General features: G+C 67.7%; 14 protein-coding genes. 7 read left to right on the top strand and 7 right to left on the bottom strand.

Annotated elements, in window-relative coordinates; genetic code table 11:
- Nucleotides 1-9: 9 nt before the first annotated feature.
- Entirely contained in the window at nt 10-1653 is a 1644-nt protein-coding gene (pqiB, locus tag HR9077_RS02325; protein ID WP_136064732.1) for an intermembrane transport protein PqiB, read from the bottom strand.
- On the bottom strand, nt 1646-2965 hold the full coding sequence (locus HR9077_RS02320) for a paraquat-inducible protein A (RefSeq protein ID WP_136064730.1): 1320 nt from the start codon (nt 2963-2965) through the stop codon (nt 1646-1648). The genes pqiB and HR9077_RS02320 overlap by 8 nt, the downstream gene beginning before the upstream one ends.
- A 243-nt stretch (nt 2966-3208) precedes the next feature.
- Between HR9077_RS02320 and HR9077_RS02315 the strand changes: the two genes are divergently transcribed.
- From HR9077_RS02315 to HR9077_RS02290, 6 genes are all read left to right on the top strand, one after another.
- Complete coding sequence (locus HR9077_RS02315) at nt 3209-4180, top strand: calcium/sodium antiporter (RefSeq protein ID WP_136064729.1); 972 nt, start codon at nt 3209-3211, stop codon at nt 4178-4180.
- Between the two features lie 350 nt (nt 4181-4530).
- Nucleotides 4531-5955 (top strand): cytochrome ubiquinol oxidase subunit I, encoded by a 1425-nt coding sequence (locus tag HR9077_RS02310; protein WP_136064727.1) that lies wholly within the window; start codon nt 4531-4533, stop codon nt 5953-5955.
- A 6-nt stretch (nt 5956-5961) separates the two neighbouring features.
- On the top strand, nt 5962-6963 hold the full coding sequence (cydB, locus tag HR9077_RS02305) for a cytochrome d ubiquinol oxidase subunit II (RefSeq protein WP_280178399.1): 1002 nt from the start codon (nt 5962-5964) through the stop codon (nt 6961-6963).
- A 22-nt stretch (nt 6964-6985) separates the two neighbouring features.
- Nucleotides 6986-8719, top strand: coding sequence for a thiol reductant ABC exporter subunit CydD (cydD, locus tag HR9077_RS02300; protein WP_136064723.1), 1734 nt, complete (start codon nt 6986-6988; stop codon nt 8717-8719).
- The gene (gene cydC / locus HR9077_RS02295) at nt 8703-10409 is read left to right on the top strand and encodes a thiol reductant ABC exporter subunit CydC (RefSeq protein WP_136064722.1); all 1707 of its coding nucleotides are present in this window, start codon (nt 8703-8705) and stop codon (nt 10407-10409) included. The genes cydD and cydC overlap by 17 nt, the downstream gene beginning before the upstream one ends.
- Before the next feature lie 58 nt (nt 10410-10467).
- Entirely contained in the window at nt 10468-11460 is a 993-nt protein-coding gene (locus tag HR9077_RS02290) for an adenosine deaminase (RefSeq protein ID WP_136064720.1), read from the top strand.
- Nucleotides 11461-11550: 90 nt separating this feature from the next.
- Here the strand turns inward: HR9077_RS02290 and HR9077_RS02285 are convergent, their stop codons facing one another.
- From HR9077_RS02285 to xdhA, 5 genes are all read right to left on the bottom strand, one after another.
- On the bottom strand, nt 11551-12951 hold the full coding sequence (locus HR9077_RS02285; RefSeq protein WP_136064718.1) for a uracil-xanthine permease family protein: 1401 nt from the start codon (nt 12949-12951) through the stop codon (nt 11551-11553).
- Nucleotides 12952-13154: 203 nt separating this feature from the next.
- The gene (gene guaD / locus HR9077_RS02280; protein ID WP_136064716.1) at nt 13155-14468 is read right to left on the bottom strand and encodes a guanine deaminase; all 1314 of its coding nucleotides are present in this window, start codon (nt 14466-14468) and stop codon (nt 13155-13157) included.
- The gene (gene xdhC / locus HR9077_RS02275; RefSeq protein ID WP_136064713.1) at nt 14468-15355 is read right to left on the bottom strand and encodes a xanthine dehydrogenase accessory protein XdhC; all 888 of its coding nucleotides are present in this window, start codon (nt 15353-15355) and stop codon (nt 14468-14470) included. Before xdhC ends, guaD begins: the two co-directional genes overlap by 1 nt.
- On the bottom strand, nt 15352-17772 hold the full coding sequence (gene xdhB, locus HR9077_RS02270; RefSeq protein ID WP_136064711.1) for a xanthine dehydrogenase molybdopterin binding subunit: 2421 nt from the start codon (nt 17770-17772) through the stop codon (nt 15352-15354). Before xdhB ends, xdhC begins: the two co-directional genes overlap by 4 nt.
- A complete protein-coding gene (gene xdhA / locus HR9077_RS02265; protein ID WP_136064709.1) occupies nt 17756-19222 on the bottom strand; it encodes a xanthine dehydrogenase small subunit in 1467 nt (488 codons plus the stop codon). The genes xdhB and xdhA overlap by 17 nt, the downstream gene beginning before the upstream one ends.
- A 233-nt stretch (nt 19223-19455) precedes the next feature.
- On the opposite strand from xdhA, the gene HR9077_RS02260 reads away from it, so the two are divergent.
- Entirely contained in the window at nt 19456-20094 is a 639-nt protein-coding gene (locus tag HR9077_RS02260; RefSeq protein ID WP_136064707.1) for a TetR/AcrR family transcriptional regulator, read from the top strand.
- Nucleotides 20095-20225: the final 131 nt, after the last annotated feature.

Below are 20225 nucleotides of genomic sequence, written 5' to 3'. Positions count from 1 at the left end.
CCATCGGGTTCAGCGCTCGGGTGCCCGGGGTACCGGATCGGGGCCTTGGCGGCGGTCGAAGATCAACGCATTGGGATTCTCGTTGAGCGTTTCGGCCAGCGGCTGCAGCTGGCGTACCAGTTTGTCGATGCTCTGCAGCGTATCGTTGAGTTCGCGGTACGCCGGTGAGTCGGGCGAAAGGCCCTCGAGGGTCTGGCGCAGCTGCTTCAGCGATTCGTTGATACTGCCGGGTATCTCCCGCGTCGCCGGATCGTTGAGCATGGCCCTGAGCGCTTCGGCGCTCGTGCGGACTTCCTCGAGGGTGGCCTGCGAGGTGGCCATGGTGCGATCGAGCTTGTCGAGAATCGGCTCGACCTGCAACTCATTGAGCTTGTCGAGCAGATTGGAGACCTTCTGTTCGATCTGGGCGAAGCCACCCGAGGTCGTGGGGAAGACGGTACGCTTCTCGAAGGTTTCGGGGGTGTATTCGCCGGCCAGCTCCCTGTCGAAGTTGAGATCGACGAACAGGGCCCCGGTCAGCAGGTTGCCGGCCTTGAGCGAGGCACGCAGACCGTAGTCGAACATGCTGGTGAAGCGTTGTTGCCACTCCTCGAGATCCACGGGCTGGTCATCGAGGGTCAGTCGCTGCGGCTCGATGCGGATCAGCACCGGGATCGCGAAGCGCTGGCGGGTGTCCGGCTGCGGCGCGGTGAAGCGCCAGGGCACGCTGACCACCGTGCCGACACGCACGCCGCGGTATTCGACGGGTGAACCCTTCGACAGGCCGCGCACGGTGTCGTCGACCAGCAGTACGTATTCGAGATTGCGGTCGTAGGTGCCCTGCAGGGCGTCTTCCTCGTTGGCATAAAGGGTATAGGTACTGTCCGCCTCGGCCTTGGGCCCCGGTGGGATGTCTTCGGGAATGCCGAAGGTCACGCCGCCGCCGACCACGGCTTCCAGCGATTCGAGCTGGACGCTGACGCCCTCCGAGTTGAGCTTGACGTCGATCCCCGAGGCCGACCAGAAGCGCGTCGCTTCGGTGATCAGCACGTCATAGGGTGACTCGATGAACAGGCGATGATGCATCTCGCGATCTTCCGGATCGAACGAGGCATCCTCGACCCGGCCCACGGTGAAGCCCTGGTAGGTGACCGGGTCGCCGACCCGCAGCGAGCTGCCCAGCTGGCTGACCAGGTTGATGCGCACGCCCTTGGCGCCGGGCGGTGCGACCGGGGGCTGGTCGAGCACCGTGAAGTGATATTGCGACTGCTCGCTCTGGCCGGGTTGTAGCTGGATGTACGCCCCGGACAGCACGGTATTCAGCCCGCTGATTCCTTCGCGGCCGATACGCGGCTTGACGACCCAGAAGCGGCTGCCGGTATTGAGCATGCGCTCGGCGTCTTCGCTCATGCGGGCGGAAACCACGGTATGCGAGAGATCGTCCGACAGGCGTACGCTCTCGACCCGCCCGACCTCGACGTTGCGCGTCTTGATCAGTGTCTTGCCGGCTTCGATGCCTTCGGCGGTGGGCATCTCCAGGGTGATCTCGGGGCCACGCCGACTGACGTTGTCGTAGACCAGCCACAGACCGATCAATACCGCCACCAGCGGTACGATCCAGATCGGGGAGATGCGCGATTGCACATGACGTTGGGCGCGATGCGCTTCAGGCATGACGGGAGTCCTTGGCGGGAGCGGGCGGCTGCCACAGCAGGCGCGGATCGAAGGTGAGGGCGGCGAGCATGGTCAGCACCACCACGGCGGCGAAGGCCAGCGAGGCCGGTCCCGGGGTGATCGACATCAGCGCCCCGGCGCGGATCAGCGCGACCAGGATTGCCACCACGAAGACGTCGACCATCGACCAGCGGCCGATGAATTCGGTCAACCGGTAGAGACGTGTTCGCACGGTGCGATGATAGCCGGCACTGTGTCGCACGGCGATGCATAGCCAGCCGAGTGCGAGCAACTTGCCGACCGGCACCAGGATGCTGGCGATGAAGATCACCGTGGCGACCGGGTAGGAACCCATCTGCCAGAGCTGGACCACGCCACTGATGATCGTCGAAGGATTGTCCTCGCCCAGGTGCGTGGTGGTCATGATCGGGAAGATATTGGCCGGCAGGTACATCACTGTCGCCGCGACCAGCAGCGCCCAGGTCCGTTGCAGGCTGCGAGGCGCGCGGGCATGCAGCGCCTCGCCGCAGCGCCGGCAGCGCCCGCGTCCTTGCGCATCGAGGGTATTGACCAGACCGCAGGTTGGACAGCCGGCCAGGCCCTGCTCGGCGGCCGGGGCCCCGGTGCGGCTATGCTCGGGGGCGAGCGGCTCGCCGGCCAGCGAAAACCACATCCAGTCGCTGTCGATCGATTGCGTGGTCAGCAACAGCAGGATGGCGAACAGGCAGAAGGCCCAGAACGAGACGCCCAGGCTGACTTCGGCCAGCCCGGCTACCTTGATCAGGCTGACCAGCGCACCGATGATGAACACATCGGCCATCATCCACGGGTGCAGGTGGCTCAGCGAGCGTGCGATACCGCGGCTGAAAGGCAGCGGTTCGCGACTCAGCAGGCCGACCTGCAGCCAGGCGACACAGACCAGGTAGAGCCCCGGCAGCACGGCGACGCTCAGCGCCACGCAGATCGCCACCAGTGGCTGATGGAAGCCGACCAGGCTGCTGACGGTCTGGGCCAGTTCGATGCGATTGCCGATGCCGCTGACTTCGAAGCTGATGAAGGGAAAGGACAGCGCCACGAGCAGCGCGACCAACGCCGCCAGCGCCAGCGCCAGGCTGCGCTGTGCCGGTCGGTTGTGGCGCTGGGCGAGGATGTGGCCGCAACGTGGGCAGTCCGCCTTCTGCCCCGGGCGCAGCGGCGGCAGCGCCACCAGCCAGTCGCACTCGTGGCAGGCGCGCAGGCGGCGCCGGCTCTGGCGTGGTGCGCCGTTGCCGGTGTCCGGAAGCGTGTCGGGCGGTTGTGTCTCGGCGGTCACCGGGGCATCGTCCTTTGGTGATCAGGGAACTCATCCATGGGCATCAGTGTAACCGCTTAGTGTCCATGGTCGAACAGCGTTCATGCCACGCCCGCGAAGCAGCGCCGCCGCAGGAGCTGAATGCTCCAGGCGATAGGGTCGGGGCGAGCGCTGGTCCCGTTCGGACAACTCGGGCATCATGCCGCCGGACACTCCCGGACTGGCCGAGCGAGCGGAGTCATACGTTAGCAAAAGGAGGTGAATTTGTTACTAGCGATCGGAGCTGTCGTGCTGGGGCTGCTGTTGCTGGTATGGAGTGCCGACCGTTTCGTCGACGGCGCGGCGGCCACGGCGGGGCACCTGGGCCTGCCATCACTGCTGATCGGCATCCTGGTGATCGGTTTCGGCACCTCGGCGCCGGAGATGATGGTCTCGGTGCTGGCTGCCTGGCAGGGCAATCCCGGGCTGGCGCTGGGCAATGCCTACGGCTCCAACATAACCAATATCGGGCTGATCCTCGGCCTCGTGGCGCTGCTCAGTCCACTGACGGTTCATTCGCAGGTCATCAGGCAAGAGCTGCCGCTGCTGGGCGGGGCCACCCTGATTTCCGGTTGGCTGCTGCTCGACGCTCAGGTCTCGCGTCTCGATGGGGTGGTGCTGCTGGTACTGCTGGTGCTGGTCATGGGCTTCAGCATCTGGCGTGCCCGCGGTGGCGCGACCGATGCGCTGGGGGTGAGCGCCGAGGCCTCGCTCGCCGAGCATCCGATGACGCTGCGTGCAGGGATCCTGTGGACGGTCGTCGGCCTGATGGTGCTGATCGTCAGTTCGCGGCTGCTGGTCTGGGGCGCGGTGCAGATCGCCCAGGCCTTCGGCGTCAGCGACCTGGTCATCGGCCTGACGGTGGTCGCCGTGGGTACGTCGCTGCCCGAACTGGCCTCGTCGATCAGCGCACTGCGCAAGAACGAACACGACCTGGTGCTGGGCAACGTGGTGGGGTCTAACCTGTTCAACTCGCTTGCCGTGGTAGGGCTGGCCGGCGCGATCACGCCGATCGACGCCGAGGCCGCGGTGATACTGCGCGACTGGCCGGTGGTGGCGGTGCTGACGCTTGCGGTGCTGGTCTTCGGTATCGGCTGGCGGGGCCGCCAGGGGCGGATCAACCGTTTCGAGGGCGGTGCACTGCTGCTCGTCTACCTGGCCTACAATGCCTATCTGATCAGCAGCGAAATGGTCTGACTGCCCGCTTCGCTGCCGCGACAATCACCTTGCGGTTCTCCTTGCGTCGGGCCCGGTGCCCGGCGCAACCCCGCGCAGCCTCCTGTCCACATTGCCCGTTTCCGCTCCCGTCCCGGCTCCTGTTCTGCGGCAACTGGCCGCGCCCGATAAGGCTACAAGAGGGCCTTTCGCCGTGCGTATCATGAGGCTATCCCCGGGCCATGGTCATCGCTCAAGGCTCGCAATGACAGGTGACTTGGCTAACCTGTGATGAGTCGCTTCATGCGGCGGCCGACTAGGGGTCTAGGTCTACGGGGATCCTGAGATGCCGCATCGACGGCGATCCTGATTTCGTATGTTTAGGAGTGGACATGGAACTCGATCCGGTCTTCCTGTCGCGATTGCAATTCGCGTTTGTCGTAACCTTTCACGCCATCTTTCCGGTCTTCACTATCGGCCTGGCATCCTATCTGGCGTTGCTCTACGGACTGCTGGTCAGGACAGGCAACCCGGCCTGGGAGCGGCTGGCCGAATTCTGGACCAAGGTCTTCGCGATCGTCTTCGGCATGGGGGTGGTGTCGGGCATCGTCATGGCCTTCCAGTTCGGCACCAACTGGAGCAACTTCTCCCAGGCGACCTCTAATTTCATCGGCCCGATGCTCAGTTACGAGGTGGTCACGGCGTTCTTCCTCGAGGCCGGGTTCCTCGGCGTGCTGCTGTTCGGGCGGGAGCGTGTATCGCCCAGAGTGCATCTGTTCGCGGCGATCATGGTCGCCCTGGGGACCTTCATCTCGGCGTTCTGGATTCTTTCCACCAACAGCTGGATGCAGACGCCCGCCGGCTACGAGATGCGTGACGGCATGGTCCACGTGACTTCCTGGATCGAGGCGATTTTCAACCCTTCATTCCCGTATCGCTTCATGCACATGGCGCTGGCGTCGTTCTTGACCGGCGGTTTCGTGGTCTGCGGGGTCAGCGCCTGGTACCTGCTGCGCGGCCACGATGTCGAAGCCAACCGCAAGGCACTGTCGATGTCGCTCTGGCTGCTGCTGTTCGCAACCCCGGCCCAGGCGATCATCGGTGACTTTCATGGCGTCAATACCCTCGAGCACCAGCCGACCAAGGTGGCGGCGATGGAGGGGAACTGGGAGCGCGATGCCGGGGTGCCGTTGCTGCTCTTCGCCTGGCCGGATCAGGAGGGCGCGACCAACCACTTCGAGATAGGGATTCCCCATGCCGCGAGCCTGATCCTCACCCACGATCCCAACGGCGTGGTGCCCGGACTCACCGATGTGCCCGCCGACCAGCGCCCCCCGGTCTGGATCACCTTCTTCTCGTTCCGCGTCATGGTCGGGCTGGGCGTGCTGATGATCGCCTTCGCGGTCGCCGGCTTGCTGCTGCGTCGCGGTGATCGTGTCTATCACAATCGCTTCTTCCTGCAGGGACTGCGCCTGATGACCGTCTCGCCGTTCATCGCCGTGACCGCTGGCTGGTTCGTGACCGAAGTGGGGCGTGCCCCATGGCTGATCTATGGCGTGATGACCCAGGCCGAGGCGGTGACACCGTCGCTGTCGGGCTGGATGGCGCTGACCACGCTGATCGGCTACATCCTGGTCTACGCCGTGGTGTTCATCGCCGGTGTCTACTACCTGGGACGGGTGATCCGCCAGGGCATGGTCGAGGGCGACGTACAGGACGTACAGGACGTCACCCGCGCCATGCGCCCGATGTCGGCCTCCCACGTGCCGTTCGACGACGGTCAGTACCAACCCCCCAATGCCGATTCCAGGAGCTGAACCATGCTGGGAAATCTCGATCTTTCGCTGATCTGGGCCGCGATCATCGCCTTCGGCGTCATCATGTACGTGCTGATGGACGGCTTCGATCTGGGCGTGGGCCTGCTCTTTCCGTTCGCCCCCGACGAAGAGGCGCGCGACGTGATGATGAATTCCGTGGCGCCGATCTGGGATGGCAACGAAACCTGGCTGGTGCTCGGCGGCGCCGGGCTGATCGGCGCCTTTCCGCTGGTCTACACGATTCTGCTGCCGGCGCTCTATCTCGGCGTGTTCCTGATGCTGGCGGGACTGATCTTTCGCGGCATCGCCTTCGAGTTCCGCTTCAAGGCGCGTAGTGCCAAGAAGTGGTGGAACATCGCCTTCGCCGGCGGGTCGGCGGTCGCCACCTTCGCTCAGGGCGCGGTGGTCGGCGCCTACATCCAGGGTTTCGAGACCCAGGACCGGGTCTACACCGGCGGCGCCTTCGACTGGCTGACGCCGTTCTCGGTGCTGACCGGCCTGGGCATGCTGGCCGGCTTTGCACTGCTCGGCGCGACCTGGGTGGCGATGAAGACCGAGGGCTACATCCAGCGCTGGGCGCGTGGTCTGGTGGTCAAGCTGCTGTTGGCGGTACTCGCGGTGTTCGTCGTGGTCAGCCTGTGGACGCCCTTCATCAACGCCAGTGTCCGGGAGCGTTGGTTCGACCATCTGGAGATCATCTGGTTGCTGCCGGCGCTGGCACTGGGCTGTGCCGCGCTGATCGGGTGGGGCGTCAAGCGCGAGCGCGACATCCTGCCTTTTTTGGCCACCATGGGGCTGTTCATTTTCACCTACCTGGGCTTGCTGGTGAGTCGCTGGCCCTACGTGGTGCCGCCGGACTACACCCTCTGGGACGCCGCCTCGGCCCCCGAGTCGCAGCTGTTCCTGCTGGTGGGGGTGCTGTTCGTGATCCCGATCGTGCTGGGCTACACCGCCTGGTCCTACTGGGTGTTCCGCGGCAAGGTGCGCCTCGGCGAGGGCTATCATTGAGCGGGCCGCCGGGCAGGGCGGCATGCTAGATCCGCAGCTCGACAACCGCCGCTGGCTTCGCGACCTGGCCGGTGACGCCCGGGGCTGGTTACGCCTGGCGGGTGCGGCCGGCATCCTGGCCGGCCTGTGCACGATCGTCCAGATGGGCCTGCTGGCCTGGCTGGTCGACCGGCTGGTTACCCAGGCCTCGCCGCCTGCCGCGCTGAGCGAGGCGTTCGTCGGGCTGATCGGCGTGCTGATTCTGCGCGCGGCGGCACAGTGGGTTCAGGAGCGCGCTGGCGCCGAGGCCAGCCTGCGCATCCGCGCCCGGGTGCGCGGCGAGCTGCTCGATCATCTTGCCGCGCTGGGCCCGGTGCGACTCGGCGATCGTCATTCGGCGGGGCTCGGCCAGCAGCTCGTCGAGCAGGTCGAGGCGCTGGATGGCTACTTCGCCCGCTTCCTGCCGCAGATGCGCCTGACGCTGGTGCTGCCGCTGGTGATCCTGGCGGTGGTGGCCTCGCTCGACTGGCTGGCGGCGGCGCTGCTGCTGCTGGCGGCGCCGCTGATTCCGCTGTTCATGGCGCTGGTGGGGATGGGGGCCGAACGGCTCAATCGCGAGCAGTTCGTCGCCGTGACCCGGCTGGCCGGGCACTTTCTCGACCGGGTGCGCGGCGTGACCACGCTGCAACTGTTCAACCGGACCGCCGACAGCATCGACGAAGTGCATGCAGCCGCCGACGAGTATCGTCGCCGCAGCCTGCGCACGCTGCGTCTGGCGTTCCTGTCGTCGGCGGTGCTCGAATTCTTCGCTTCGGTGGCGATCGCCATGGTGGCGATCTACATCGGCTTCGGCCTGCTCGGCTACATCGCCTTCGGACCCGCCGATGCGTTGACACTGTTCAGCGGTTTGTTTGTGCTGTTGCTGGCGCCGGAGTTCTTCCAGCCGCTGCGGACGCTGTCGCAGCATTATCATGATCGTGCCGCCGCGCTGGGGGCCGCCGAGGGTCTGCTCGAGCTGCTCGGGGAGCCGGTGCCGGACGGCAGCGGTCGCATGGCTGCGGCGTCATCCGACGAGCCGCGTCCGGCCGAGCCGCGTCCGGCCGATTCCCTTCCGTCAGACGCGCGTGGCACGGCTGTCACGTTGCGCCGGGTGACGATCGCCCATCCGGGCCGGGGCCGGGTACTGGGGCCGCTCGATCTCGAGATCGCCGCCGGCGAGTGCGTCGCGCTGGTCGGACCCTCGGGCAGCGGCAAGTCGAGCCTGCTGCAGCTGTTGGCCGGCTTCATCGATGCCGAAAGCGGCGAACTGGCGATCGAACACGCCCCCCCTGTCGCCTGGATGGACCAGCGCCCGTGGCTCGTTCAGGGCACGCTGGCCGACAACCTGCGCCTGGCGGCGCCGCAGGCCAGCGATGCCGAACTCTGGGCGGCCGTGCGGCGTGCCGGCCTGGACGAGGTCGTCGATGGCTTGTCGGCGGGGCTGGCGACGCCGCTCGGCGAACGCGGCTACGGTCTTTCCGGCGGGCAGGCCCAGCGCCTGGCGCTGGCGCGGGTGTTTCTCTCCCGCGCGCCGCTGGTGCTGCTCGACGAACCCACGGCGAGTCTCGACGGCGAAACCCAGTCGCTGGTCATCGAGGGACTGCGCGAACTGATCGCCAGCGGCGCCACGGTCGTCGTCGCGACGCATCAGCAGGCGCTGATGCGCTTGGCCCATCGACGAATCGAACTGACGAACCACGCCCGACGACAGGAGGTTGGCCATGACGCCCCGGTCTGAGCCTTCGTTACGCGATGATTTCGCGCCTTGGCTGCGGCGTCTGGGCCGCCGCAGCCGGCGCTTGAGCGCCGGCGCGCTGCTGATGGCGCTGACTGTTGCCTCGGGCATCGGCCTGCTGGCGCTGTCGGGCTGGTTCATCACCGCCACGGCGGTCACCGGTGCGCTGCTTGCCGCCGGGGCGATGGCCACGCTGGACGTCTACGTGCCGGGCGCGGGCATCCGGCTGTTCGCGGTGACCCGCACGGTGGCGCGCTACTGCGAGCGGCTCTACAACCACGACACGGTGTTGCGGGTGTTGGCCGAACTGCGCGCCGGGATGTTCTCGGTGCTCACCCGGCTCGACGGGCAGACGCTGTCGCAACTGCGTGCCTCGGAATGGCTCAACCGGCTGACCGCCGATATCGACGCCCTCGATGGGCTGTATCTGCGCCTGCTGGCGCCGCCGCTGGTGGCGGCACTGGCGATCGGCGGTGTCGGGGCACTGCTGGCCTGGTTCGCGCCGGGCATCGCGCTGGCGGTGGTGGTTCCGCTGGGCGTGCTGTGGCTGTGGCTGGTATTCGGCCAGGCATGGCTCGGCATGGCCCCGGCCCGGCGCCGGGTGGCCAGCCAGGACCGCCTGCGCGGGCGAATCATCGAGCAGATCCAGGGGCTGGCCGAATTGCGCTGCTACGGTACGCTGGCCAGCCACCGTCGCGCGCTGGCCGGGGAGGAGACGACGCTCTATGCCGACCAGCGCCGCCTCGCCAGTCGGCAGGCGCTGGGCAGCGCGCTGGTCAACCTGGTGGTCGGCGGGTGCGTGGTGCTGGCGCTGTGGCTCGCGGCGCACGCCGAGGTCGATGGGCGCATCAGTGCGGCGGTGATGGTGATGATGCCGCTCGCCGTGCTCGCCCTCAACGAAGCGCTGGGTGGGCTGCCCCAGGCTTTCACCCAGTTGGGCGCGACCCGGGCCGCGGCGCGGCGCCTCAACGAGCTGGCGGGCCGTCAGGGCACGCTGCGCGAAGCCGACGCGCCGCACGCAGCGCCGGCGGACAAGCCGGCGATCGCTCTCGAGGCGGTCAGCGTGCGCTACCCGGCGACCCTGGCCCCGGCGCTGGAGGCGCTGACGCTGCGCCTCGCGCCCGGCGAGCGGCTGGCCGTGCTGGGCGCGTCGGGAGCCGGCAAGTCGACGCTCGGCCAGCTGCTGGTTCGCCAACTCGACCCGACGGCGGGAGCGGTGACGTTCAATGGCATCGATCTGCGCGACATCGCCTTGAGCGAACTGCGTGCCCGGGTCGGCTACCTGACCCAGCACAGCGAGCTGTTCCAGGCCAGTCTGGCGGACAATCTGCGCCTGGGCGACCCCGCCGCGGACGAGACGGCGCTCTGGCGCGTGCTGGAGATCGTCGACCTGGCCGACTGGGCCCGTGACCTGCCCGAGGGGCTGGAGACCTGGGTCGGGGAGTCGGGGCGCCAGGTCTCGGGTGGCCAGGCACGCCGTATCGCACTGGCGCGGGTGGTGCTCAAGGAGCCGCAGCTGGTGATCCTCGATGAGCCCTTCAGCGGCCTCGATGCGGCGACGGCGGCGCGTATCGCCGCGCGGCTCGACTGCTGGCTGCAAGGCCGAAGCGTGGTGTTTCTGGCTCACGCCGTCGACGGCTTGCCGGGGGTCGCGCGTACGCTCGAGCTGCTCGCCGGCCGGCCGCGCGAATGACTTTGCGCAAACGGTCGACTCGGGCAAGATGAGCCATCGACTTTTTCGGGAGCCCATCATGCGCGATTGGTTGAAAGCACTACCCAAGGCCGAGTTGCATCTGCACATCGAGGGGGCACTGGAGCCCGAGTTGATGTTCGAACTGGCGGCCCGCAACGACGTGGTGCTGGCCTACCACTCGGTCGAGGCGGTGCGCGCCGCCTATGCCTTCGACGACCTGCAGTCGTTTCTCGATCTTTACTACCAGGGCATGGCGGTGTTGCGTACGGTCGATGATTTCGACGATCTGGCGATGGCCTATTTTCGCCGCGCCCATGCCGAGGGCGTCGTCCATGTCGAGTTGTCCTTCGACCCTCAGGCCCATCTGGGGCGCGGCGTGAGCCTCGCCACCCAGATCGAGGGGCTGCGCCGGGCGATGCGCCGCGCCGCCCGCGAACTCGACCTGTCGAGCGCGTTGATCATGAGTTTCCTGCGCGACCGCCCGGCGGAAGAGGCGATGCAGGTGCTGGAGCAGGCCAACTCCTACCTCGAGCTGATCGACGCCGTGGGGCTGGACAGCGCGGAGCGCGGCAATCCGCCCGGGCAGTTCGCCGAGGTCTTCGCCCGGGCGCGGGACCTGGGCCTGGCGCGGGTCGCCCATGCCGGCGAGGAGGGGCCCGCCAGCTATATCAGCGAAGCGTTGGATCGCCTCGACATCGGGCGTGTCGATCATGGTGTGCGCTGTCTCGAGGATCCGTTGCTGGTCGCCCGGCTGCGCGAGGCGCAGATTCCGTTGACCGTCTGCCCGCTGTCCAACGTGCGGCTCAAGGTGGTCGAGGCGATGGTCGACCATCCGCTGCCGGCGCTGCTCGACGCCGGGCTCAAGCTGACCGTCAATTCCGACGATCCGGCGTATTTCGGCGGGGGCGTGCTCGACAACTACCTGGCCTGCCACGAGGCGTTCGGTTGGGACCGCGAGCAACTCAAGGCGCTGGCCCGCAATGCCATCGAAGTGGCCTACATGGAAGATGCGCGCCGCCTCGATCTGCTGACCCGCATCGACGCGCTCTAGGCTGGGCGGTGTCCTATCCGTGCTGTCATCTCGCTGCGTTTCGACGCAACGGGCCCGCCAATCGGCGGGCCCGTTGCGTAATGACACCTGCTAGCGCTGTTCGGAAACCTCGCTGGTCACGCCCTTGTGGGCGATTTCGTCGGCGACATCGTCGTGTCGTTCGGCACTCGTCGAACCGGGCATCAGCAGCGTGCAGACGATGGCGGTCAGCCCACCGGTGGTGATCGGCGACGCGAAGACTTTCTGCGCCAGGGCCGGCAGCCCCGAGAGTATCTCGGGCACCAGCAGCACGCCGAGCCCGGTGCCCAGCGAGGTGGCGATGGTCATCAGCGTCTTGCGATCCATTGTCTGGTCGCTGAGGATGCGGATCCCCGAGACCGCGATCAGGCCGAACATCAGCGTGGTGGCCGCGCCGAGCACCGGGCGCGGGATCTGCTGCAGCAACTGGCCGAGCGCGGGAATCAGGCCCAGTACGATGAGGATGCCACCGACATACCAGCCCACATGGCGACTGGCGATCCCGGTCAGCTGAACCACGCCGGTATTCTGGCTGAAGGTGGTGTTGGGAAAGGTGTTGAACAGCGCGGCGAGCGCCGAGTTGACGCCGTCGGCCATCACCCCGCCGCGAATGCGCCGGCGATAGAGCGGGCCGTCGGTGGGCTCGCCCGAGGCGCGCGAGGTACCGGTCAGGTCGCCGATCGTCTCGATGGCGGTAATCAGGAAGATGAACGCCACCGGAATGAACGCGGCGATATCGAAGTCGAGCCCGTAGCGCAGCGGTTGCGGCAGCGTCAGCCAGCGGCTCTCGCCCAGATCGGGCACGCCCATCTGGCCGCTGAGTGCCGCGGCGACGCACCCCACCACCAGGCCGATGAAGATCGAGCCGATGCGCCACCAGGCGTGGCGAGACAGCTGGCAGGCCAGCACGCTGACGATCACCAGCGTCGCCAGGCCCAGGTTGGCGAGACTGCCGAAATCCTCGGCGCCGAAGCCGCCGGCCATGTCGGTGACGCCGACCTTGATCAGCGACAGGCCGATCAGGATCACCACGATGCCGGTCACGGTCGGCGTGATGATGCGTTTGAGCTGGGGCAGGATACCGCCCAGCACGACCTCGATCAGACTGCCGGCCAGGCACACGCCGAACAGCGTGGCGAGTACCTCTTCGTTGCTCGCGCCGCCTTCCCGGGCGGCCTGTCCGGCAATGATCAAGGCCCCCACGAACGAAAAGCTGGTGCCCTGGATGCTCAACAGGCCCGAGCCCAGCGGGCCGATACGTTGCGATTGCAACAGCGTGGCGAGCCCGGAGACGAACAGCGCCATGCTGATCAGGTAGGGGATGAAACTTTCCAGGCCGAGCGCGCCGGCGATGATCATGCTCGGGGCGATGATGCCGACGAAGCTGGCGAGGACGTGTTGCAGTCCGGCGAGTAGCGCCTTGGGCGGCGCGGGACGCTCTTCCAGGCGAAAAAGCGGCGTGTCGATGGACATGGCGACTCCGGCGTGAGGTTATCGTCTGTATACGCGACCGTTCACGATACTGGAGTTCTTGTATGCAATAAGCCGGCCAGGCTGGCGCGAAGATGCCGGCGTTTCCCGGCGCCCGTGTCGGCAGGGCGCAGACAAGCAGGCAGGGAAGGACGAAGCGTGCGTCCGAATGTCATTTGCCGGTTATTGGTGCAGGCGTGAACGCGTCATGCATCACGTCGATGCACGCAGCGGCCATTGGCCCAGGTGGCATGCACGGCCCGGTCGTCGCCCAGGATCATCAGCGCGAAAAGCCGTTCGGCCAGCGTTTCGGTGCGTGCGGTGCGTCGCGAGAGCAGCGGCGTCGCCTGCGGGTCGAGGACCACCAGGTCCGCCTCGCCGCCTTCGTGGAAACGCCCGATATATTCATCGAGATGCAGGGCGCGGGCGTTGCCCAGCGTCAGCCGATAGAACCCCTGCCAGGCGGTGAGCGGCTGGTCGAGCAACTGGCCGACCTGGTAGGCCGCCTTGAGCGTGGCGAAGCCCGACAGGTCGGTGCCGGCGCCCACGTCGCTGGCCAGCGAAACCGCCAGCCCGGCCTCGCGGCAGGCATGACGGTCGAAGAGCCCGCTGCCCAGGTACAGGTTCGAGGTGGGGCAGAAGGCCACGTTGGCGCCCGCCGCGGCGAGCCGGCGGCGTTCGTCCATCGACAGATGGATGCCGTGGGCGAAGGTGCTGCGCGGGCCGACCAGACCGTGGCGCTCATAGACGTCGAGATAATCGCGGGCCTCGGGGAACAGCTCGGCGACCCACTCGACTTCGCCGCGATTCTCGGAAAGATGGGTCTGCAGGTGGATGTCCGACGCGTTGCGCAACACACCACCGAGGGCATCGAGTTGCTCGCGGGTCGAGGTCGGCGCGAAGCGCGGGGTCAGCGAATAGCTCAGCCGGTCCCTGCCGTGCCAGTCGGCGATCAGCCGTTCGCTGTCGTCGACGCCGCCCCGGGCGGTGTCGGTCAACGCCTGCGGCGCGTGGCGATCCATCAGCACCTTGCCGGCGAGCATGCGCAGGCCGCGGCGCCTGGCCGCGGTAAAGAAACTATCCACCGAGCCGGGGTGCGAGGTGCAGAACACCTGGGCGGTGGTGGTGCCGACCCGCAGCGTCTCGTCGAGGAAGGCCTCGGCGACGTTGTCGGCGTGGGCGCGCTCGGCGAAGCGGCACTCCTCGGGGAAGGTGTATTCATTGAGCCAGTCGAGCAGCTGCCGGCCATAGGAAGCCATGATGTCGAGCTGCACGTAGTGCACGTGGCTGTCGATGAAGCCGGGCATCATCAGCTTGTCGCGATAGTCGACGTGGGTGATGCCGGCGGGCAGGCGCGGGGCGATCTCGGCGTAGGCGCCGACCGCGCGGATTCGCCCGTCTTCCAGCCACAGCGCGCCATCCTCGATGTGCAGCACGCTGCCGGCGGCCGGAGTGTCGTCTTCGCCGGGGTCGTCGTTGAAACTCAGCAGGGGGCCGCGCAGTAGTCGGGCATCGCTCATCAAGGGTCTCCGGAGGAAGTGGCGGAAGAGGAGGTGGCGGTCGGGCCGCTCGCAAAGACCTCGCGCAACTGGCGTGGCTCGATGCCGCGTTGCGCGTGTCGTGCGCCGGCCGGCTTGAGCGCCAGCAGCTCGGCGGCCACGGCCAGGGCGATCTCGTAGGGGCGCTTGCCATGCGCGCCGGGCAGGCCGATCGGGCAGCGTACCCGGGCCAGCGCGGCCTCGTCATGGCCGGCGGCGGCCAGCCGGCGGCGAAAGCTCGCCCATTTGCTGGGCGAGCCGATCAGGCCGATGGAGGCGATAGCGTCGCGACCCAGCAGCGCATCGATCAGCGCGCGGTCCTCGCCGTGGTCATGGGTCATCACCAGCACGTGGCCGCTGGCCGGCAGTGAGGCGACGTCACTCGCCGGGTTCGTGCTGCGCCGGCAGGTCAGGCGCGGCTGCCCGGTGGCCCAGGCGGGAAAGGCGTCATCGCGGCTGTCGAACCAGAGCAGGCGCCAGGGCAGCGGGGCGAGCAGTCGCACCAGGCCCTGGCCGACATGCCCCGCGCCGAATACCGCGACCGTCATCTCGGCGCCGGCGAAGACCTCGATCAACACATGCACGTAGCCGCCGCAGCACTGCCCCGAGCGTGCGCCCAGCGGGAAGGCCTCGAGCCGCGGACCGCCGGTCTCGCCATCGCCTGGTGAATCGCCCAGCGCCTGGCGGGCGGCATCGATCACCTGGTATTCGAAGCCGCCGCCGCCCAGCGTGTCGTGGACGGTATCGGCGGTGATCACCATCTTGGCGCCGGGCTCGCGCGGCGTGGAGCCGGCCGCGCCGACCACGCTGGCCAATGCATGGGGCTCGCCGGTCTGCTGCAGGCGATGCAATGCCTCGTGCCAGCTCATGCCGTAGAGCCGTTCACCGAGCGACGCAGGGTTTCCGCCGCCATCAGTACCCGCTCCGGGGTGGCCGGCGTGTCCAGGCGTGGCGACTGGTGATAGTCGCTCAAGCTGGACAGCGCATCGCGCAGTGCCGACCACACCGAGATGCCCAGCATGAAGGGCGGCTCGCCGACCGCCTTGGAGCGGTAGATGCTGGCCTGCGAGTTGGGGTGACCCTCGAGCAGCTCGACGTTGAACACCGGCGGCAGGTCGCCATAGGTGGGAATCTTGTAGGTCGCCGGACCGTCGCTGAGCAGGCGGCCCCGGTCGTCCCACTTGAGTTCCTCGCTGGTCAGCCAGCCCATCGCCTGGATGAAGCCGCCCTCGACCTGGCCGATGTCGATCGCCGGGTTCAGCGAATCGCCGACATCGTGAAGGATGTCGACGCGCTCGACGCGGTACTCGCCGGATAGCGTGTCGACCGCGACCTCGGCGACCGCCGCGCCGTAGGCGAAGTAGTAGAAGGGTCGACCGCTGCCGCTGTCGCGGTCGTAATGAATCAGCGGCGTGGCGTAGAAGCCGTTGGCCGACAGCGAGATGCGCGCCAGGTAGGCGGCCTGGACCAGCTCGCCCCAGGCGATGCGTCGGCTGCTTTCGCCATGCCCGGCGAGCAGCTCGCCGCCTTCCAGGCGCAGGCCTTCACGGTCGAGCTGGTAATGCTCGGCAGCGAAGTCGAACAACCGCTCGCGCACCCGGCTCGCCGCGTCGCGGGCGGCCATGCCGTTGAGGTCGGCGCCGCTGGAGGCGGCGGTGGGCGAGGTGTTGGGCACCTTGTCGGTGCGCGTGGCGGTGATCCGCACGCGGGTCATGTCGAGGCCCAGTTCGCGGGCCACCACCTGGCAGATCTTGGTATGCAGGCCCTGGCCCATCTCGGTGCCGCCGTGATTGATCATCACGCTGCCGTCGGTATAGACGTGCAGCAGCGCGCCGGCCTGGTTCAAGTGCTTGGCGGTGAACGAGATGCCGAACTTCACCGGGGTCAGTGCCAGGCCCTTCCTGACGACCGGGCTGGCGGCGTTGTGCGTGCGGATCGCCTGGCGGCGTGCCCAGTAGTCGCTGCTGACCTCGAGACGCTCGACGATCTCGCTCAGCAGCGGATACTGGTCGACCCGCTGTCCGTAGTGGGTGACGTCGCGTCCGGCGCGATAGAAGTTGCGCTTGCGTATGGTCAGCGGGTCCTCGCCGAGATGGCGGGCGATGTCGTCCATCGCCGCCTCGACGATCATCATCCCCTGGGGGCCGCCGAAGCCGCGGAAGGCGGTGTTCGAGGCGGTATGGGTGCGCGCGCGGTGGCCGGTAACGCGAGCCGCGCCCAACGAGTAGGCGTTGTCGGCGTGGAACATCGCGCGATCGACGATCGCCTCGGAGAGATCAGGCGAATAACCGCAATCGCCGATCACGGTGATCTCGCCGCCGGACAGCACACCCGCGGCGTCGAAGCCCAGCCGGTAGCGATTGTGGAACGGATGTCGCTTGCCGGTGGTGCGGGTGTCCTCGGCGCGTGGCAGGCGCAGCCGGGCGGCGCGACCGGTGCGCCGGGCGATCAGCGCGGCGATGCACGCCCACGGCGAGGCCTGGGTTTCCTTGCCGCCGAAGCCGCCGCCCATGCGCCGGGTCTCCACCGTCACGGCGTGGAAGGGCACGTCGAGTACCTCGGCGACCAGCTTCTGGGTCTCGCTGGGGTGCTGGTTCGAGGTGTAGACGACCACGCCCTCGTCCTCGCTGGGCGTGACCAGGCAGGCCTGACCCTCGAGGTAGAAGTGCTCCTGACCACCGACGAACTGTTCGCCTTCGAGGACGTGCTCGGCCTCGCTCAGCGCCCGTTGCCAGTCGCCGCTCTGCTGGACGTGAGTGGGCCGCACCACGTCGCCGCGCTCGGCAGCTTTGAGCGGATCGAGACTCGCCGGCTGCTCGTCGATCTCGACCACCGCGGCCTTGACCGCCAGGCGCGCTGCCTTGTGGCTGATTGCAGCGACGGCGAACAGCGTCTGCCCGGCGTAACTGATCTCGTCGTCGGCGAACAGCGGATCGCCGGGGAACACCGGGCCGATATCGGTATGCCCGGGAATGTCCACCGCGGTGATCACGTCGACCACCCCGGGGGCGCGCTTGACCGCCTCCAGGTCGAGCCGGGTCAGACGGCCATGGGCCACCGGCGAGAAGCCCAGCGCGATATGCAGGGCGTCGGCGGGGGCCGGCAGGTCGTCGATGTAGGCGGCGCGCCCGGTGACGTGCTTGATGGCGCTCTCGTGGCGATGCGAGGCGGCCGCCGAGGTGCCCGGTCGAGGGTCGCGGGCCAGCGGGCCGTCGCCCTTGTTGCGCGAGCGCTGCGTCTCGCGGGCGCGCTGCGAGGAGCGGGAAACGTCAGTGAGCGTACGCATCGATCGACACCTCCGCGGTGGTGGATTCGAGCCCCAGGCGCAGCCGTTCGAGCAGGTTGGCGGCGACCGTCAGCCGGTATTCGCTCGAGCCGCGCACGTCGCTGAGCGGCTGGAAGTCGTCGCGCAGCGCGGCCTTGGCAGCGCCGAAGGCGGCGACGGTGGGCGCCTGACCCTCGAGTGCCGCCTCGGCGGGCTCGCAGCGGCGGGGAATCGCCGCCATACCGCCGAACGCCAGGTGAACGTCGCGCAGCACGCCCTTCTCGAGTCGCCAGGCGAAGGCGGCGAGTACCGCGGAAATATCGTCCTCGCGGCGCTTGGCGATCTTCCAGACCTTGAGGTGCTGGAGCTCGCTCCGCCGCGGCAGGAAGATCGCGCGCAGAAACTCGCCGTCGTCGAGCGCGATTTGCTTGTAGTCGAGGAAGAAGTCGCCGACCGGCAGCTCGCGGGGGCCGGCCGGGCCGTCGATGGCGAGACGGGCATCGAGCGCCAGCAGTACCGGCGGGGTGTCGCCGATCGGCGAGGCATTGGCGACATTGCCGCCCAGCGTGGCGCGGTTGCGGATCTGCATCGAGGCGAAACGCTGCATGAGATGGGCGAAGGCCGGGAAGTGTTCGGCGAACAACGGCTCGAGCCGCGAGTAGGTCACCGCCGCGCCGATCCACCAGCCCTCGGTGGTCTCCTCGATGCGCTGGAGTTCGGCGACCCGGCGTACATCGATCAGGTCCGTGAGGGGCTTGAGCTGCTGAGTGACCTCGAGCCACAGGTCGGTGGCACCGGCGACCAGCCGCGATTGCGGCCGCTGGCGGCGCAACTCGCGCAGCGTGTCCAGGTCGTCGGGCGTCGCATAGTGTCCTTCACGGCCATCGGGGACCGGCGGGCGCCGGGTCGCGTCACGGGCGAGGGCGGCCACGTCGCCGGCCAGCGTGGGATCGTCGGCCCAGCTTGGTTGCGTATCGGGATAATCATGCATGCGCAGCGCCGCGTCGCGAATCGGCCGGTAGCCGGTGCAGCGGCACAGGTTGCCACCGAGTGCCGCTTCCAGGCGCTCGGGGGTCAGGGGCGCCGGCGTGCGGCGCTGGGCTTCGTGCAGGGTGAACAGCGACATCACGATGCCGGGGGTACAGAAACCGCACTGGCTGGCATGGCAATCGACCATGGCCGCCTGCACCGGATGCAGGGCATCGCCGCGAGCCAGGCCCTCGACCGTCGCCAGGTGGCTGCCGTCGAGCTGATGGGCCGGGACGATGCAGGCGTTGGCGCTGTGATAGGCCAGCTCGCCGTCGGCGTCGGGTTCGCCGATCGCCACCGTGCAGGCGCCGCAATCGCCCGAGGCGCAACCCTCCTTGATACCGGTCTGGCCCAGCGGGCCGCGCAGCAGCTCGAGGACGCTGGTATCGGCTCCGATATCGACGCACTGTCGGCGCCGGCCATTGAGATAGAATTCGATCATCGTGAGGCTCGTTATTGTCGCTGTTCGAACCGGGGATCAACCGGCGGGTGTGGATTGACCGAATGGTCAGGTTCAGCGTCGCGCATTCTCATGGCTTCTGCAAGCGGCCCTGCAAGCGCCAAGCAAGCGTCATGCCGTCCGCCGGCAAGCGCGGCGAGCTCGGACGAGGCGGGCGTTGAGTCGCGGGTCCAGCTAGGGCAAGCTTGTTCCTCCCCTGCAGGCAGAGCGGTCAGATGACGACAACCACCACGCCGGACGTCACGCGTGTCAGGCTGCGCAATCAGCGGGTCATTCTCGAAGCGGCGGAATGGGTCTTCGCCAGGCACGGCTACCGCGGAGCGAGCATCCAGGCGATCGCCGAGGCAGCCGGGTTGCCCAAGTCCAACGTGCTCTATTATGCCGGCAGCAAGCGCGAACTCTACGTGGCCCTGCTCGAGCGCATGATGAGCCGCTGGAACGCCATGCTCGACGATATCAGCGTCGACGACGAGCCCGCCGAGGTCATCGAGGGCTTCATCCGCAGCAAGATGGCGCTGACACGCAGTCATCCCCAGGGCTCGCGGTTGTTCGCCGCAGAGATCCTGCAGGGCGCGCCGTTCCTGCAGGAGTACCTGCGTGGCGAGTTGCGCGACTGGGTCGAATCGCGCGCCCGGGTTTTCGAGCAGTGGGCGCAGCGCGGACTGATGGATGCGGTCGATCCGGTGTGGTTGATCTTCCTGGTCTGGTCGGCGACCCAGCACTACGCCGACTTCGAGGCTCAGGTGCTGGGGATCACCGACCGCAGCTCGCTGGCTGACGATGACTATCGGTCGATCACCGACTTTCTGTGCCGGGTCATTCTCAAGGGGTGCGGGGTCGTTTCGCGTCGATAATGGCCTAGATACCATCTCTCCTAACCGGTCACAAACGTCTCATTAAGCGGCTTGTGGCCGGTATTCGGTTTGCGTCTTGAGGACTCCGTAGGCGATGTGGATCAGCTTGCGCATCGCCGCCCCCAAGGCCG

Source organism: Modicisalibacter radicis (genome assembly GCF_900961225.1).
Classification (GTDB): domain Bacteria; phylum Pseudomonadota; class Gammaproteobacteria; order Pseudomonadales; family Halomonadaceae; genus Modicisalibacter.
This window is presented reverse-complemented; position numbering and strand designations above follow the sequence as displayed.

Excerpts from the sequence above, each read along its gene's own strand:
- pqiB (WP_136064732.1), bottom strand. The coding sequence starts at position 1,653 with ATGCCTGAAGCGCATCGCGCCCAACGTCATGTGCAATCGCGCATCTCC.
- HR9077_RS02310 (WP_136064727.1), top strand. The coding sequence starts at position 4,531 with ATGGAACTCGATCCGGTCTTCCTGTCGCGATTGCAATTCGCGTTTGTC.
- cydD (WP_136064723.1), top strand. The coding sequence starts at position 6,986 with ATGCTAGATCCGCAGCTCGACAACCGCCGCTGGCTTCGCGACCTGGCC.
- cydC (WP_136064722.1), top strand. The coding sequence starts at position 8,703 with ATGACGCCCCGGTCTGAGCCTTCGTTACGCGATGATTTCGCGCCTTGG.
- HR9077_RS02290 (WP_136064720.1), top strand. The coding sequence starts at position 10,468 with ATGCGCGATTGGTTGAAAGCACTACCCAAGGCCGAGTTGCATCTGCAC.
- HR9077_RS02285 (WP_136064718.1), bottom strand. The coding sequence starts at position 12,951 with ATGTCCATCGACACGCCGCTTTTTCGCCTGGAAGAGCGTCCCGCGCCG.
- guaD (WP_136064716.1), bottom strand. The coding sequence starts at position 14,468 with ATGAGCGATGCCCGACTACTGCGCGGCCCCCTGCTGAGTTTCAACGAC.
- xdhC (WP_136064713.1), bottom strand. The coding sequence starts at position 15,355 with ATGAGCTGGCACGAGGCATTGCATCGCCTGCAGCAGACCGGCGAGCCC.
- xdhB (WP_136064711.1), bottom strand. The coding sequence starts at position 17,772 with ATGCGTACGCTCACTGACGTTTCCCGCTCCTCGCAGCGCGCCCGCGAG.
- xdhA (WP_136064709.1), bottom strand. The coding sequence starts at position 19,222 with ATGATCGAATTCTATCTCAATGGCCGGCGCCGACAGTGCGTCGATATC.
- HR9077_RS02260 (WP_136064707.1), top strand. The coding sequence starts at position 19,456 with ATGACGACAACCACCACGCCGGACGTCACGCGTGTCAGGCTGCGCAAT.